Origin of the sequence: Streptomyces sp. NPDC101490 (assembly GCF_044767145.1) — a bacterium.
Lineage (GTDB): Bacteria > Actinomycetota > Actinomycetes > Streptomycetales > Streptomycetaceae > Streptomyces.
In genome coordinates, this window is record NZ_JBIWNI010000005.1 from 193,605 (window position 1) to 209,196 (window position 15,592).

10 protein-coding genes are annotated in these 15,592 nt (G+C 71.9%); 5 read left to right on the plus strand and 5 right to left on the minus strand.

The window, feature by feature from the left end:
* The first annotated feature begins 39 nt into the window (after nucleotides 1–39).
* The 4 genes from ACIRQY_RS13960 to ACIRQY_RS13975 all read left to right on the plus strand — a co-directional run bounded on the left by ACIRQY_RS13960 (nucleotide 40) and on the right by ACIRQY_RS13975 (nucleotide 3,832).
* Nucleotides 40–945 carry a DUF4386 domain-containing protein gene (locus ACIRQY_RS13960; protein WP_403925018.1) on the plus strand — a complete coding sequence of 302 codons (906 nt, stop codon included), beginning with the start codon at nucleotides 40–42 and terminating at the stop codon, nucleotides 943–945.
* A gap of 4 nt (nucleotides 946–949) precedes the next feature.
* Nucleotides 950–2,008, plus strand: coding sequence for an SGNH/GDSL hydrolase family protein (locus ACIRQY_RS13965; RefSeq protein WP_403925021.1), 1,059 nt, complete (start codon nucleotides 950–952; stop codon nucleotides 2,006–2,008).
* Entirely contained in the window at nucleotides 2,005–2,715 is a 711-nt protein-coding gene (locus ACIRQY_RS13970) for an NAD(P)-dependent oxidoreductase (RefSeq protein ID WP_403925024.1), read from the plus strand. Before ACIRQY_RS13965 ends, ACIRQY_RS13970 begins: the two co-directional genes overlap by 4 nt.
* 256 nt (nucleotides 2,716–2,971) lie before the next feature.
* On the plus strand, nucleotides 2,972–3,832 hold the full coding sequence (locus ACIRQY_RS13975; protein ID WP_403925027.1) for an HAD family hydrolase: 861 nt from the start codon (nucleotides 2,972–2,974) through the stop codon (nucleotides 3,830–3,832).
* Between the two features lie 20 nt (nucleotides 3,833–3,852).
* Here the strand turns inward: ACIRQY_RS13975 and ACIRQY_RS13980 are convergent, their stop codons facing one another.
* The 5 genes from ACIRQY_RS13980 to hisC all read right to left on the minus strand — a co-directional run bounded on the left by ACIRQY_RS13980 (nucleotide 3,853) and on the right by hisC (nucleotide 13,802).
* Nucleotides 3,853–5,607, minus strand: coding sequence for a GAF domain-containing sensor histidine kinase (locus tag ACIRQY_RS13980; RefSeq protein ID WP_403925030.1), 1,755 nt, complete (start codon nucleotides 5,605–5,607; stop codon nucleotides 3,853–3,855).
* A 247-nt stretch (nucleotides 5,608–5,854) separates the two neighbouring features.
* Nucleotides 5,855–9,577, minus strand: a complete 3,723-nt coding sequence (gene cydD, locus ACIRQY_RS13985) for a thiol reductant ABC exporter subunit CydD (RefSeq protein WP_403925033.1) — start codon at nucleotides 9,575–9,577, stop codon at nucleotides 5,855–5,857.
* 19 nt (nucleotides 9,578–9,596) lie between these two features.
* Nucleotides 9,597–10,598, minus strand: a complete 1,002-nt coding sequence (gene cydB, locus ACIRQY_RS13990; protein WP_403925037.1) for a cytochrome d ubiquinol oxidase subunit II — start codon at nucleotides 10,596–10,598, stop codon at nucleotides 9,597–9,599.
* A gap of 18 nt (nucleotides 10,599–10,616) precedes the next feature.
* Nucleotides 10,617–12,125, minus strand: a complete 1,509-nt coding sequence (locus tag ACIRQY_RS13995; protein WP_351783223.1) for a cytochrome ubiquinol oxidase subunit I — start codon at nucleotides 12,123–12,125, stop codon at nucleotides 10,617–10,619.
* A 579-nt stretch (nucleotides 12,126–12,704) separates the two neighbouring features.
* Nucleotides 12,705–13,802: a histidinol-phosphate transaminase gene (gene hisC / locus ACIRQY_RS14000; RefSeq protein ID WP_403925040.1), complete on the minus strand. Its 1,098-nt coding sequence runs from the start codon at nucleotides 13,800–13,802 to the stop codon at nucleotides 12,705–12,707.
* A 415-nt stretch (nucleotides 13,803–14,217) separates the two neighbouring features.
* On the opposite strand from hisC, the gene ACIRQY_RS14005 reads away from it, so the two are divergent.
* Nucleotides 14,218–15,324: a LacI family DNA-binding transcriptional regulator gene (locus tag ACIRQY_RS14005; RefSeq protein WP_351783227.1), complete on the plus strand. Its 1,107-nt coding sequence runs from the start codon at nucleotides 14,218–14,220 to the stop codon at nucleotides 15,322–15,324.
* Nucleotides 15,325–15,592: the final 268 nt, after the last annotated feature.

Consider the following 15,592-nt stretch of genomic DNA (forward strand, 5'->3'; position numbering starts at 1 on the left):
TCCATTGTGAACTATTCCTCAAAGAGAACGGATAGTGCCGTGTCCACAGAGAGCTGGAGCACCCCCCGGCCGACCGAGGTCCACCGCGAGCGCGGGGATGCCCAGGGAGGACCCCCGCCGGGCGTGCTCGCCGTGGTGTTCACCGCGCTCTTCCTGGCAGGGCTCGTGCTCAGCACCGTGCTCGCGGGCGGCGAGCCGTTCCCCTCCCCCTTCGGCGACACCGCCGGGATCGTGGCCTGGTTCCGCGCCCACCCCGACGCCGTCCAGGTCTCCGGCGCACTCCAGTTCGCCGCCTCGATCCCGCTGGCCGTCTACGCCGCCACCGTCTCGGCCCGGCTGCACCGGCTCGGCGTCCGCGCCCCCGGCGCGACCATCGCCCTGGCCGGTGGCCTGCTCGCCTCCGGGTTCCTGGCCTGCTGCGGCCTGATCGGCTGGACCCTGTCCCGTACGGAGGTCCTCGAACTGCCGCAGCTCGTCCGCGCCCTCCAGCACCTGGCCTTCGCCACCGGAGGCCCCGGACACGTGGTCACGCTCGGCCTCCTCGTGGCCGGGATCGCCGTACCCGGACTCCTCGCGGGACTGCTCCCGCGCGCCCTGGCGCTGACCGGCCTGGTCCTCGCGGCCGTCGCCGAACTGTCCACCCTCACCCTGCTCCTCGACGGCGCCGCGCTCCTGCTGCCGCTGGCCCGGTTCACCTGCCTCGGCTGGCTGATCGCCGCCGGATTCCTGCTGCCGCGCCACCGCGCCCACGCCCGTGCCGCAGCCCGTAGGGGAAGCGCCGGTGGAGCCGTACATACGGGGAGCACCGACGGCCCCGTACGCGCCACGAGCACCGGTGATCCCTCTCGTACGGGAAACACCGGTGGTCCCACCCGCGCCAGCGTCACCACGAGCACCACGAGCACCACCGACGCCACCGCCGGTCCCGACCACGAGGAGGTCTGAGCCCATGCCCGAGCCCGCGAACGAACCCGCGAACGACACCGACAGGTCCGAGCCGACCGGCCCGGCCGACCCCACCGCCCCGGCCCGGCAGAGCAACCGAACCGGCGAACCGTCACCGGCCGCCAAGCTCCTGCGTTTCCAGCAGCCGGAGAAGACCCTGCGCTACCTCGGGGAACTCTCCGACGACCGGCTCGCCGGGCTCTTCGGCCTGGACGGCGACACCTACCGCGCCCGACTGCGCGCGTACGACGACCAGGTCCGCGAGACGGCCGCCGGACTCCTGGAGGACCCCTCCTTCGCCGAACGTGTGGGCCGACTGCCCTTCCGGCCCGGCCAACTGGTCGTCGCCCTCGGCGAGAGCACCACCGCCGACCGGCTGTCCTGGTGCGAGGTCCTGCGCCACCTCCTCCCGGAGGACGTACGGCTCGTGAACCTCGCGGTCTCCGGACTGACCACCACCCAGGCCCTCGCCCAACTGCCCCAGCTGTCCCGCTTCCGCCCCGACTGGATCCTGTGCATGATCGGCGCGAACGACACCCAGCGCCTCGGCCGCTCCCCGGGGGCACCCGGCACCCGGCTGGTCAGCGCGGCGGAGACCGAGCGCAATCTGCACGCCCTGCGCGCGCTCGCCGCCCCGGACGCGGCCGACCGCTGGGTCTGGCTCACCCCGAGCGGGGTGGACCAGGCACGTGCCGACTCCTACCCGCACTTCCTCCGGGCGGGGATCGGCTGGGCGGCCGAGGACACCGACGGCATCGCCGACTTCCTCCTCGGCCGCCCCGAACCCACCGTCGACACCCGGCCGGTGACGGCCGGTCTGCACATCGACGACGGGGTCCACCTCACGCCGGAGGGCCAGCGGGCCATCGCCGTCGCCCTGGTCGACACGCTCACGGACCACACCCCTCCCGGCGTCACCACGGACCACACCCCACCCGACGCCGCCACAGACCACACCTCGTCCGGCGTCACCACGGAACGCACCCCACCCGACGCCGCCACGGGCCGGACCGCGCTCGTTGCCCCCGTGGAACCCGTCCCTTCCCGGGCGGTGGCGTCATGAGGCTGCTGCTCTTCGGCGTCACCGGCGGGACGGGGGCGCAACTGCTCTCCCAGGCGCTCGCCGCCGGACACCGGGTCACCGCCGTCGCCCGCGACCCCGCCCGGGTACGGACGGCCGACCCGAAGGGCGGGCCCCTGGCCGGAGGCCCCGGGGCCGGGCCACCGCGCGGGTGCGGGAGTCCCGAGGCCCGGCTGACGGTCCTGCGCGGGGACGCGCTGGCCCCCGAGGGCTGGCGGGAGGCCGTCGCCGGTCACAACGCCGTCGTGTCCTGCCTGGGCAGCACCGACCGCAGGCACCCGACGACCGTCTACTCGCAGGGCACCCGGCACCTCGTCGAGGCGATGCGCGCGTCCGGGGTGCGGCGGCTGCTCTGTCTCTCCTCGGCCGGCCTCGACGCCACCCCCGATCTCCCGCTGCCGCAGCGGCTCGTCACCCGCCATGTGATCCAGCGGCTCTACCGGCACGGATACGCGGACATGGCCCGGATGGAGGGCCTCCTGTCCTCGGCCGTCGCGGAGGGGACGCTCTGGACGGTGGTACGACCCCCGATGCTCACCGACGGCCCGCGAACCGGCCGCTACCGGACCGTCATCGGCGGACATCTGGAGCGCCCGAAGTCCCTCTCCCGCGCCGATCTCGCGCACTGTCTGCTCGGCCTCGTCGAAGACCCCCGCACCCATCGGACCGTGGTGGAGGCCGCGTACTGAACCAGCCGCCCGGCGACCGGGGCACCGAGGACCGGGAAGGGAGGCCACCGGCGGCGAACACGAACCGAAACCCGAGAGCAGGGGGCAGGAGGGGCCGGGGAACGGCAGCCGTCATCCGGCATCCGGTGACTGCTGTCCGGCATCCGACAGGCGGCATCCGGCGACTGCCATCCGACCGGCCGAAACCGGACAATGGAATCCACTCATATGTGCGGCTCCCCGCACGCCCGTGCGTCCGGTGCGGAAGAATGGGGCGGTGACCTCTCCCCGTGCTCCGCGCACCTCCGCCCCGGCGCCCCGGCTGATCGCCACCGACCTCGACGGCACCCTGCTGCGCGACGACAAGACTGTCTCCGCGCGCACGGTCGCCGCCCTCGCCGCCGCCGAACGGGCGGGCATCGAGGTCTTCTTCGTCACCGGCCGCCCGGCCCGCTGGATGGACGTCGTGAGCGAGCACGTCCACGGCCACGGTCTGGCGATCTGCGCGAACGGCGCCGCCGTCGTCGACCTCCGCGCGGGAGGCACCTTCCTGGAGGTGCGCCCGCTGGAGCGGCCGGTCGCCCTCGATGTCGTACGGGCCCTGCGGGAGGCCGCGCCCGGCATCTCCTTCGCGGTCGAACAGACCACCGGCATCCACTACGAGCCGCTGTACCCGCCGTTCTACCTCGACCCCGGCGCGACCATCGCCACCGCAGAGAAGCTCCTCTTCGAAGAGGCGCCGGGCGCCGCCGCCCCCGTGCTCAAGCTGCTCGCGAAGCATCCCGAACTCGACCCCGACGAGTTCCTCGCGGTGGCGCGGAAGGCCGCCGGGCACCTGGCCGCGTTCACCCGGTCCAGTCCCACCGCCCTCATCGAGATCAGCGGCCCCGGTGTCTCCAAGGCCTCCACCCTGGCCCGGTGCTGCGCCGAACGCGGGATCACCGCCGAGGAGGTCGTCGCGTTCGGCGACATGCCCAACGACATCGAGATGCTGAGCTGGGCGGGCCGCTCGTACGCGATGGGCAACGCCCACCCCGACGTGATCGCCGCCGCCACCGACCGCACCGCCGCCAACGACGAGGACGGTGTGGCCGCCGTCATCGAACGACTGGTGGCCGAAGTGGCCGCCGCCCACTGACCCGGTGGTGTGGGAGGCCCCTACAGTGGGGCCTCCCACACCACCGTCGTGCCGCCGCCGTCCTCGCCGAGGCCCGGCCCGCACCAGCTCGCGCCGCCGAGCGACTCGGCCCGGCGCGCCAGATTGCGCAGACCGCTGCGCCGGCCGCCCTCGGGGAGGCCGATCCCGTCGTCCGCGACCGAGAGCCGCACCCCCGAGGAACCGTCGGGCAGGGTGACACCGGCGTCCACGACCACCTCGATCCTGCTCGCCCGCGCGTGCCGGAAGGCATTGGAGAGCGCCTCGCGCAGCGCCGCGATCAGGTTCTTGCCGGTGAGCTCGCCGACCGTCGCGTCGATCGCTCCCAGGAAACGGTGGGCGGGCTTGAAGCCCAGCGGCACCGCCGCCATGTTGATCTCCCGCAGCACCCGGGTGCGCAGCCCCGACGGGGCCTCGGCGGGCCCCTGCTGGAGCGCGAAGATCGCCGTACGGATCTCCTGGATGGTCACGTCCAGCTCGTCCACGGCCTTGCCGACACCCTCGCGCACGGCCGGGACGATCGACCTGCGCTGGGCGCTCTCCAGCATCATGCCGGTCGCGAAGAGCCGTTGGATGACGAGATCGTGCAGGTCACGGGCGATCCGGTCGCGGTCCTCGTAGACGGCGAGGCGCTCCCGGTCCCGCTGGGCGTCCGCCATCATCAGGGCCAGCGCCGCCTGCGAGGCGAACTGGGTCGCGAGCGTCCGCTCGGCCTCGGTGAACTGGCGCCCGCCGCGCACCCGGGGGGTGGCGAGCGCGCCCAGTACCCGCCCGCCGCTCTGCAGCGGCAGCATCATGCTCGGCCCGTACGAGGAGTTCAGCCGGGTGATCATGCGCGGGTCCGTCGACGCGTCCGCCACGAAGACGGGCTCGCCGTCCAGCAGCAGCCGTGCCACCGCGCTCTCCGCCGGGATCACCACGCCCAGCGATCTGGTGGACCTCGGCGAGGAGACGGCGACGATCTCCAGCCCGCCGTCCTCGGCGGGCAGCAGCACGATCCCCGCGTCCGCGTCCGCAAGGCGCCTGGCCTGCTCGGCGACGACGGAGAGGGCGTCGTCGGCGTCACCGCCGGAGAGCAGCGCGGTGGTGACGGCGACCGAGCCGTCGATCCACCGCTCGCGCTGCCGGGCCGCCTCGTACAGCCGGGCGTTGCCGATGGCGATGCCCGCCTCGGTGGCGAGCACCCTGACCATGTGCACGTCGTAGTCGTTGAACTCGCCGCCGCCGTGCTTTTCGGCCAGGTAGAGATTGCCGAAGATCTCGCCCTGGACGCGGATCGGGACGCCGAGGAAGGTCCGCATCGGGGGGTGGCCCGGCGGGAAGCCCGCCGAGCGGGGGTCGGTGGACAGATCGGCGAGGCGGATCGTCCGGGGGTCCCGGATCAGCGCGCCGAGCAGCCCCGCGTGCCCGTCCGGACGGCGCCCGATGCGGCGGGCCACTTCCTCGTCGACGCCGAAGGTCACGAAGTCGGAGAGGCCCTCGCCCTCGTCGTCGACGACTCCGATCGCCGCGTAACGGGCGTCGGCGAGTTCGGCGGCGGTCTCGCAGATGCGGTCGAGCGTCGTGTGGAGTTCGAGCCCGGTGCCGACCGAGCGCATGGCCTCCAGGAGCTGGGGCACGCGTGCGGTGAGCTCCGTGGACAGCCCCTGGAGGCTGCGGGTGGCCCGGGTGGCTGCCTCCAGGGGGTCCTGGACTGCTTCCGAGGTGTCCGGGTCGTGTTCCAGGGGGTCCGGGGCGTCGGACGCTGCGGCGGTCATGGGGTTGAGCCTAGTAAGTCCCATTTGGCGAGAAAAGTCGACCGCCGGTCCCGGGACGGCCTCCGGACCCGGTCCGGGGCTGGTCCGGGGCTGGTCCGAGCGCCCACCGGGCCGGGTCGGGACCGGGCCGAACGGCCTCCGCGCGCCGATACGGATCACTCGCCCGGGACCGAGATCCGGGCCCGGCCCAGCCCGGCCCGGCCCGGCCCCAGGTGCGTATACAGGGGCCGGGAACAGCAGCCGGTGCTCAGGCCGGGACGGCCTCCGTGCCTTCCGCGATCCTTGCGGCCTCCACGTCCTCCGCGTCCTCCGCTGTCTCCGAGGCCTCCGCCCCGACGACGAGCAGATCGGTAGCGCGTTCCTGCTCCAGCATCCGGCGCAACGGGCCGTCCACCGATGCCAGCTCCGCGTACGGGCCGTGCTGCACGGTCCGGCCCTCGTCCAGGACGATGACCTCGTCGACCGCGTCGAGCCCGTGCAGCCGATGGGTGATGAGGACGGTCGTACGGCCCTCGGTGGCCCGCAGCAGATCGTCGGTGAGCGCGTCGGCGGTGGGCAGGTCCAGGTGCTCGGCGGGCTCGTCGAGGACGAGGACGGGGAAGTCCGCGAGGAGCGCGCGGGCCAGCGCGAGCCGCTGCCGCTGCCCGCCGGAGAGCCGGGAGCCGTGTTCACCCACGAGGGTGTCGAGCCCTTCCGGCAGCTCGTCCACCCAGTCGAGCAGCCGGGCCCCGCGCAGTGCCTCGCGCAGTTCGGCGTCGTCGGCGTCGGTACGGGCGAGGCGCAGGTTCTCGCGGACGGAACTGTCGAAGAGGTGCGCGTCCTGGGCGCAGAGGCCGACGAACCGCCGTACCTGGTCGCCGTCGAGCGCGCCCGCGGGCACCCCGCCGATCCGGTACGCGCCGTGCTCCACGTCCAGGAAGCGCAGCAGCACCTGGGCGAGCGTGGTCTTGCCGGAGCCGGAGGCGCCGACGACGGCGACCCGGCGCCCGGCGTCCAGGGTCAGCCGGAAATCGGCGAGCGCGGCCCGCTCCTGACCGGCGTGTCGGGCGGAGAGCGCGTCGAGCTCCACCGGGAAGGGGCTCTCCGGGGGCGTCTCGGGCCGTACCGGCTCCCGTACGGGCACGGGGGCGTCCAGCACCTCGAAGACCCGCTCGGAACTGTGCTTGACGCGCTGCCGGTACTGGACGGCGAGGGGCAGTCCGGTGACCGCCTCGAAGGCGGCGAGCGGCGTCAGGACGACCACGGCGAGGGACACCCCGCCGAGCCGCCCGTCCGCCACCGCCTGGACACCGACGACCGCGGCGGCCACCACGGTCAGACCGCACACCAGGGCGGAGAGACCCGCGCCGAGGGCGGCGGCGGCGGCCTGCCGGGAGGCGATACCTGTCAGGGTCCGGTCCGCGCTCCTGGCCCGCTCGATCCTGCCGCGCAGCGCACCGGCCACGGTCAGCTCGGCGCAGCCCCTGAGCAGGTCGGCCACGGCGGTCGCGAGGGCGCCGCGCGCGGGGGCGAGCCGACGTTCGGCTCGGCGGGCCAGGGCTCCGCTCGCCAGGGGCACGAGGACGCCGGCGACCAGCAGTCCGACAGCGAGGACCGCGCCGGCCTCGGGCAGCAGCCAGGCGGTGAAGCCGACGGAGCCGAGGCCCACCAGTAGCGCGGCGCCCGCCGGGAGCAGCCAGCGCAGCCAGTAGTCCTGGAGCGCGTCGACGTCCTGGACGAGCCGGGCGAGCAGATCGCCCCTGCGGGTACGGGCCAGTCCGGCGGGGGCGATCCGTTCCAGGCGCCGGTAGACGGACACCCGCAGCTCGGCGAGCATCCGCAGCACGGCGTCGTGCGAGACGAGCCGCTCGGTGTACCGGAAGAAGGCCCGCCCGATGCCGAAGGCACGGGTGGCGGTGACGGCCATCATCAGATAGAGCACGGGAGGCTGTTCGGAAGCGCGGGAGATGAGCCAGCCGGACACTGCCATGAGCCCGACGGCGGAGCCGAGGGCGAGGCTGCCGAGCAACAGGGCGAGCGCCATCCGCCCCCTGAGCTCCCCGGCCATGCCCCGCACCCGTCCGAGCACGGACCCACCGGTGGCCCCGGGGACGGACCCGACACCAGGACGGACCGCAGTCCCAGGTCCGGACGCGGCCTGAGCCCCAGCCTGAGACCCGGCCTGAGACTCGAACTCGGCCCCGGACCCGGCCCCGCCGAAGACACCGGCCGGAGCATCGACATCAGCACCGGGACCGGCGCTTGCACCGGCACCGGTCAGGCCCGTACCTCCGACCCCGGCGCCTTCGAGAGCCGCTCCCACCCGGGCCCCCGCCGGGACGGGCGCCGCCTGGGCGATCCGTACCACCCGGTCGGCCACCGCGAGCAGTGCCGGTCGGTGGACGACGAGGAGCACCGTCCGGCCGGCGGCGAGGCGGCGGACCGCCTCGACCACACCCGCCTCCGTCTCGCCGTCCAGCGCGGCCGTCGGCTCGTCGAGCAGCAGCAGGGGCCGGTCCGCGAGGAACGCGCGGGCGAGCGCGAGGCGCTGTCGCTGCCCCGCCGACAGCCCGGCGCCGTCCTCGCCGAGCGGGGTCTCGCTCCCCTGCGGGAGTCCCGCGACGAAGCCGTCCGCACCGGCGTCCCGCAGCGCCCGCCGCACCTCCTCCTCGGAGGCGTCCGGTCGGGCCAGCCGTACGTTCTCGGCGACCGTGCCCGCGAACAGGTACGGGCGCTGTGGAACCCAGGCGATCCGCGACCGCCAGGCCTCCAGGTCGATCGTGCCGAGGTCCTCGCCGCCGACGCGGACGGAACCGCCCCGCTCCGGCACGGCGAACCCGAGCACGACATCGAGCAGCGTCGACTTCCCGGCCCCGCTCGGCCCCACCAGGGCCACCGTCTCACCGGGCTCGACGGTCAGCGTCGTCACGTCGAGCGAGGGCTCGGCGCGTCCGGGGTGGCGTACGGTCACGCCGTCCAGCTCCAGGCGCACCGAGTCCGGGACCGCGCCCGAGCCGCCGGCCCGTACCGGGTGCTCCAGGACGTCGAAGATCTCCTCCGCCGCCGCGAGGCCCTCCGCAGCCGCGTGGAACTGGGCACCGACCTGACGCAGCGGGAGGTACGCCTCCGGGGCGAGCACGAGGATGACGAGTCCGGTGTACAGATCGAGGTCGCCGTGGACGAGCCGCATACCGATGGTCACGGCGACGAGCGCGACCGACAGGGTCGCGAGGAGTTCCAGCGCGAAGGAGGAGAGGAAGGCGATCCGCAGGGTGCGCATCGTCGCCCGGCGGTACTCCGAGGTGATCGCGCGGATCGACTCGGCCTGGGCCTTCGCCCGGCCGAAGATCTTGAGGGTGGGAAGTCCGGCGACGACGTCCAGGAAGTGGCCGGAGAGCCGGGAGAGCAGCTTCCACTGACGGTCCATGCGGGCCTGGGTGTACCAGCCGATCAGGACCATGAAGAGCGGGATGAGCGGCAGGGTGCCGACGATGATCGCCGCCGAGACCCAGTCCTCGGTGACGACCCGGGCCAGGACGGCCACCGGGACGACCACCGCGAGTCCCAGCTGGGGGAGGTAGCGGGCGAAGTAGTCGTCCAGGGCGTCCACGCCCCGTGTGGCGAGGGCGATCAGCGAGCCCGTCCGCTGCCCGCTCAGCCAGCCGGGTCCGAGGGCGGCCGCCCGGTCGAGCAGACGGCCGCGCAGTTCGGACTTGACCGCCGCGCTCGCCCGGTGGGCGGCGAGTTCGGTCAGCCAGGAGACCAGCGCCCGTGCCAGCGCCACTCCGGCGAGCAGCAGCAGGGGCGTGGTCAGGTCGGAGACCGACCGGTCCTGTTGAAAGGACCCCACCACGATCTCGGCGATGAGCATCGCCTGGGCGATGACCAGCGCCGCTCCGACGAGACCGAGCACGACCACCGCGATCAGGAAGACACGGGTGGCCCTGGCGTACCGGAGCAGACGCGGATCGATCGGTTTCACGTGAAACATGCTCCCTGGAGAGGGCTGGTCAGTGGGCGTCGGCGAGGTGCTGGGTGCCGATCCGCTTGCGGAACACCCAGTAGGTCCAGCTCTGGTAGAGCAGCACCAGCGGGGTCGCGATCCCCGCGCACCAGGTCATGATCTTGAGCGTGTACGGGCTCGACGACGCGTTCGTCACGGTGAGGCTCCACGCGGGGTTCAGCGAGGAAGGCATGACGTCCGGGAAGAGAGCCAGGAAGAGCATCGCCACGGCGGCGGCGATGGTGACGCCGGAGAGCGCGAACGACCATCCCTCGCGCCCCGCCTTGATCGCGACGATCGCTCCGACCAGGGCCACCACGGCGATCAGCATCGCCGCGAGGCTCCAGCTGTCACCCGTGTCGACCTGGGTCCAGATCAGAAAGCCGAGTGCGAGCACCGCCGTACCGAGCCCCAGCTTGAGCGCGAGCGCCCGCGCCCGGGTGCGGATGTCACCGACCGTCTTGAGCGAGACGAAGACCGCGCCGTGGAAGGTGAAGAGGGTGAGCGTGACCAGACCGCCGAGGAGCGCGTAGGGGTTGAGCAGGTCCCAGAAGTTGCCGACGTACTCCATCTCCGCGTCGATCTTCACTCCCCGGACGATGTTGCCGAAGGCCACGCCCCAGAGGAACGCGGGGATCAGCGAGGTCCAGAAGATGGCCCGTTCCCAGTTGCGCTGCCAGTTCTCCTCGGGCCGCTTCACCCGGTACTCAAAGGCGACGCCCCGGATGATCAGGCAGACCAGGATGATCAGCAGGGGCAGATAGAACCCGGAGAAGAGCGTCGCGTACCACTCGGGGAACGCGGCGAAGGTCGCGCCTCCGGCGGTGAGCAGCCACACCTCGTTGCCGTCCCAGACGGGTCCGATGGTGTTGATGAGGACCCGCTTCTCGGGCCTGCCACGGGCGAGCAGCTTGGTGAGGATGCCGACCCCGAAGTCGAAGCCTTCGAGGAAGAAGTAGCCGATCCAGAGGACGGCGATGAGTACGAACCAGACGTCGTGGAGTTCCATGCCTCGATCTCCTGAGCCTCAGTACGAGAAGGCCATGGGGCGGTCGGGGTCACGAGAGTCCCCGCCGATCTTGGTGGGCGGGTTGAGGTCGTCCTCGGTGAGCTCCGGCGGGCCCGCCTTGACGTACTTCACGAGCAGCTTGACCTCGATCACGGCGAGGATCGCGTAGAGCGTCGTGAAGATGATCATCGAGGTGAGGACCTCACCCTGGGAGACGCCGGGGGAGACCGCGTCCCGGGTGCGGAGCACGCCGTAGACGACCCAGGGCTGACGGCCCATCTCGGTGAAGATCCAGCCCCAGGAGTTGGCGATGAGCGGGAACGCCATGGTCCAGAGGGCGATGATCCAGTACCACTTGCCCACTCGGGGGTTGAGCGCCTTCCGCCGGAACAGGACCAGATTCGGCACTTCGTCCTCACCGGTCCTCAGGCCGGGTGCCAGCAGGAACTTCCTGCGGGTCAGCCAGAAGCCGATCAGCCCGAGGGTCAGCGAGGCCATGCCGAAGCCGATCATCCAGCGGAAGCCCCAGTAGGCGACGGGGATGTTGGGCCGGTAGTCGCCGGGCCCGAACTTCTCCTGCTCGGCCTTGTTGATGTCGTTGATGCCGGGGACGAAGGAGTCGAAGTCACCGTTGGCGAGGAAGGACAGCAGGCCGGGGATCTCTATGGCGACCTTGTTGTGCCCCTCGTCGACGTCTCCGTAGGCGAAGATCGAGAAGGGGGCCGGGGCCTCGCCGTCCCAGAGGGCCTCGGCGGCGGCCATCTTCATCGGCTGCTGCTTGAACATGACCTTGCCGAGCAGGTCACCGCTGATGGCGGTGCCGAGACCGGCGATGATCAGGGTGACCAGGCCGACCCGAAGCGAGGTCCGCATCACCGGGATGTGCTTCTTGCGGGCCAGGTGGTAGGCGGAGATGCCGACCATGAACGCGCCGCCGACCAGGAAGGCGGCCGTCATGGTGTGGAAGAACTGGGTGAGGGCGGTGTCCTGGGTGAGCACGCGCCAGAAGTCGGTGAGCTCCGCCCGGCCGCGCTCCTCGTTGATGCGGTAGCCGACGGGGTGCTGCATCCAGGAGTTGGCCGCGAGGATGAAGTACGCGGAGAGGACGGTGCCGATCGACACCATCCAGATGCAGGCGAGGTGGATGCGCTTTGGCAGCTTGTCCCAGCCGAAGATCCACAGACCGATGAAGGTCGACTCGAAGAAGAAGGCGATGAGGGCCTCGAAGGCGAGCGGCGCCCCGAAGATGTCGCCGACGAACCGGGAGTAGTCGGACCAGTTCATACCGAACTGGAACTCCTGGACGATGCCGGTGACGACACCCATGGCGATGTTGATCAGGAAGAGCTTGCCCCAGAACTTCGTCGCCCGGAGGTACTTCTCCTTCTCCGTCCGCACCCAGGCGGTCTGGAGTCCGGCGGTGAGCGCGGCGAGGGAGATCGTCAGGGGGACGAAGAGGAAGTGGTAGACGGTAGTGATGCCGAACTGCCAACGCGCCAGGGTCTCTGGCGCAAGAGCGAGGTCCACGTCGTTTCTCCTTACATCGCCGTGGTCACACCGGCAGTTTGCCCTGCTAATCCCATGAATTACGGGATGAACCAGGACACGCTTGTGAACGCGTTCACATTCACAAGCATTATGGACCATACGAAATCCGTATCTTCGACCGGGGGTCCCTCCTGAAGGCCACCCCGGTCGGCCGGTCGTTTCGTCCCCGGTCGACGGCTCCCCCACGGCTTCACCGTCTTGTCGACACCCAGGGCACGGCCCGCCGGGTACACATCGTCCGGCCCGCCGGACACATCACGGCGACCCCGGCGGAGACCCCCGCGAGCACGGCGCTCACGAGGTCCCTCCCGCTCCCCTCATCCACCACCCGCGCCCGGAACGAGGAGCTACTTCGGCGCCCGGGCCCTCCGCACCCCGGACCCCGGACCCCAGACCCCAGACCCCAGACCCCAGACCACCGTCCTCGACGGCGGCCCGGTCCGGGTGGAACCCGTACGGCCCGATCCGGTGGAACGCGCACGGGGCCGACCACCGGACCCACCGGTGACCGGCCCCGCTGCACGCCAGTGACCGGCCCCGCGGCCCACCGGCAGCCGGTCAGCCCTCCCGGCGGAAGCCCTCCGCCGCCTTCAGGAACAGGTCGTTCGCCTCGGTCTCACCGATCGTGACGCGCACGCCCTCCCCCGCGAACGGCCGCACCATCACACCGTGGCGCTCGCACTCCGCCGCGAAGTCCGCGGTCCGCTCGCCGAGCCGCAGCCAGACGAAGTTGGCCTGGGTGTCCGGCACCGTCCAGCCCTGGGCCACGAGCCCGGCGTGGACCCGCTCGCGCTCCGCGACCAGGGAGCCGACCCGTCCGAGCAGCTCGTCCTCGGCCCGCAGCGACGCCACCGCCGCGTCCTGCGCCAGCTGGCTCACCCCGAACGGCACCGCCGTCTTGCGCAGCGCCGCCGCGACCGGCTCGTGGGCGACCGCGAAACCGACCCGCAGCCCCGCCAGGCCGTACGCCTTGGAGAAGGTGCGCAGCACGGCGACGTTCGGCCGGTCGCGGTACAGCTCGATGCCGTCCGGGATCTCGGTGTCGCGGACGAACTCGCGGTAGGCCTCGTCGATCACGACCAGGACGTCGGAGGGGACCCGGTCGAGGAAGCGCTCCAGCTCGGCCCGGCGCACAGCGGTGCCCGTGGGGTTGTTGGGGTTGCAGACGAAGATCAGCCGGGTCCGGTCGGTGATCGCCCCGGCCATCGCGTCGAGGTCGTGCACCTCCCCCTCGGTCAGCGGCACCTGCACCGAGGTCGCCCCGCTGATCTGGGTGATGATCGGGTACGCCTCGAAGGAGCGCCAGGCGTAGATCACCTCGTCGCCGGGGCCCGAGGTCGCCTGGAGCAGCGACTGGGCGACGCCGACCGAGCCGGTGCCGGTGGCCAGGTGCGAGACGGGGACGCCGAAGCGGGCGGCCAGCTCCTCGGTGAGGCCCGCACAGGCCATGTCCGGGTACCGGTTGAAGTTCGCGGCGGCGGCCAGCGTGCTCTCCAGGACACCGGGCAGCGGCGGGTACGGGTTCTCGTTGGAGGACAGCTTGAAGGCCACGGGGCCGCCCGCGGCCGCGGGCCTGCCCGGCTTGTAGGTGGGAACGCCGTCCAGCTCGGCGCGCAGCTTCGGGCTGCCGGTGCTCGTCCCGCTGGTCTCGCTCACAGTGTGGCCTCCTCGACCGTACGTACCGCCAATGCTCCTCACCTTAAGAGGATTCGCCCCCGCTGCGAATGGCCTGTGGACAACCCACTGCGAATGGGCCCCGGACACCGGAGGGGTACGCCGCGGACCCTTCGCCCTTCGCGGCCGACAGACCAGGGGGCGCACGCTCGGGTAGCGCACGCCGGTGGCGAGCGCCGTGGCGCGCATCCCCCGTAGAGGTGAGTTGAGACCTCTTCGAGACCTCGCACCCTCGCCAGGTCGACGTGGTCCGATACCGATGGAACCCACAAAAATCTCTCTAACTACCTTTGATTTATTGATCCTTGGCGCTTTTCGATCATGCAGAAACGTGCCTGTCAACGCCTGTATGTGCGACCGGCCCAACCACCCTCTGTCGCCCTACTATCGGCTCGCCATGACAGCAGCAGGGAAGCACCAGGTGAGCCGGGCACAGACCCGGGGAAGCCGGCAGGGCCGAGCAGGCATCCGGGACGTGGCCGCCGCCGCCGGGGTCTCCATCACGACTGTCTCCGACGCGCTCAACGGCAAGGGCCGACTCCCCGACGCCACCCGGCGACATGTACGCGAGGTCGCCGACCGGCTGGGGTACCGCCCCTCCGCGGCGGCCCGCACGCTCCGCACCGGCAAGTCGGGACTCATCGGCCTGACCGTGACCACGTACGGGGATGAACCTTTCACCTTCACCGAATTCGCGTATTTCGCGGAGATGGCCAGAGCCGCCACATCGGCCGCACTCGCCCGGGGCTACGCCCTGGTCATCCTCCCCGCCACCTCCCGCCATGACGTCTGGTCGAACGTCGCCCTCGACGGCACCGTCGTCATCGACCCCTCCGACCACGACCCGGTCGTCACCGAACTGGTCCGCCAGGGCCTGCCCGTCGTCTCCGACGGACGCCCCGCCGGCACCCTTCCGGTCACCGCCTGGGTCGACAACGACCACGAAGCCGCCGTCCTCGACCTGCTCGACCACCTCGCCGACGCCGGTGCCCGCCGCATCGGCCTCCTCACCGGAACCACCACCGACACGTACACCCGCCTGTCCACCACCGCGTACCTGAACTGGTGCGAGCGGGTGGGCCAGGACCCCGTCTACGAGGCCTATCCGGCGCACGACCCGTGCGCGGGCGCCGTCGCGGCCGACCGGCTGCTCGCCCGCCCGGACCGGCCGGACGCCGTCTACGGCCTCTTCGACCCCAACGGCACCGACCTCCTCGCGGCCGCGCGCCGCTACGGACTCCGCGTCCCGGACGACCTGCTGCTGGTCTGCTGCAGCGAGTCGACCGTCTACGCCACCACCGAACCGCCCATCACGACGCTCTCGCTCAAGCCACGCCGGATCGGCACCGCCGTCGTCCAGCTCCTCATCGACGCCATCGAGGGGATCGAGACCGACGGCCCGGTCGAGCAGGTGATACCGACCGAACTCATCGTCCGCACCTCCTCGCAGCGCCGCTCGCCCCGTACGACGGTCAGCCCGCCGCGCTCGCCCTCGAAGGACTGAGAAGTCCCGACGGAACGCCCCGCACCGGAACCTCCGACGGGGCGTCACCGCACCGCCGTCCCGTCCCTGCCCGTGGGCCGGGACGGCCAAACCGGCCGACGCACCGGTCTCCACCCTGGACTAGACCTTCCTAAATCGGGCGAATCAGCCGGTCAACCCGGAGTGGACCCGGATTCACCACCCCTGGTGCGTCACACAGCACGACCCTCATTCCTATGATGGGCGCACGACATCGCGGACCACCCCCACCAGGCCGGTCCGCGCTGTG

Bases quoted from the DNA above. Each gene is read 5' to 3' on its own strand.
- ACIRQY_RS14005 (WP_351783227.1), top strand. From the start codon at position 14,218: ATGACAGCAGCAGGGAAGCACCAGGTGAGCCGGGCACAGACCCGGGGA.
- cydB (WP_403925037.1), bottom strand. From the start codon at position 10,598: ATGGAACTCCACGACGTCTGGTTCGTACTCATCGCCGTCCTCTGGATC.
- ACIRQY_RS13965 (WP_403925021.1), top strand. From the start codon at position 950: ATGCCCGAGCCCGCGAACGAACCCGCGAACGACACCGACAGGTCCGAG.
- cydD (WP_403925033.1), bottom strand. From the start codon at position 9,577: ATGTTTCACGTGAAACCGATCGATCCGCGTCTGCTCCGGTACGCCAGG.
- ACIRQY_RS13970 (WP_403925024.1), top strand. From the start codon at position 2,005: ATGAGGCTGCTGCTCTTCGGCGTCACCGGCGGGACGGGGGCGCAACTG.
- ACIRQY_RS13980 (WP_403925030.1), bottom strand. From the start codon at position 5,607: ATGACCGCCGCAGCGTCCGACGCCCCGGACCCCCTGGAACACGACCCG.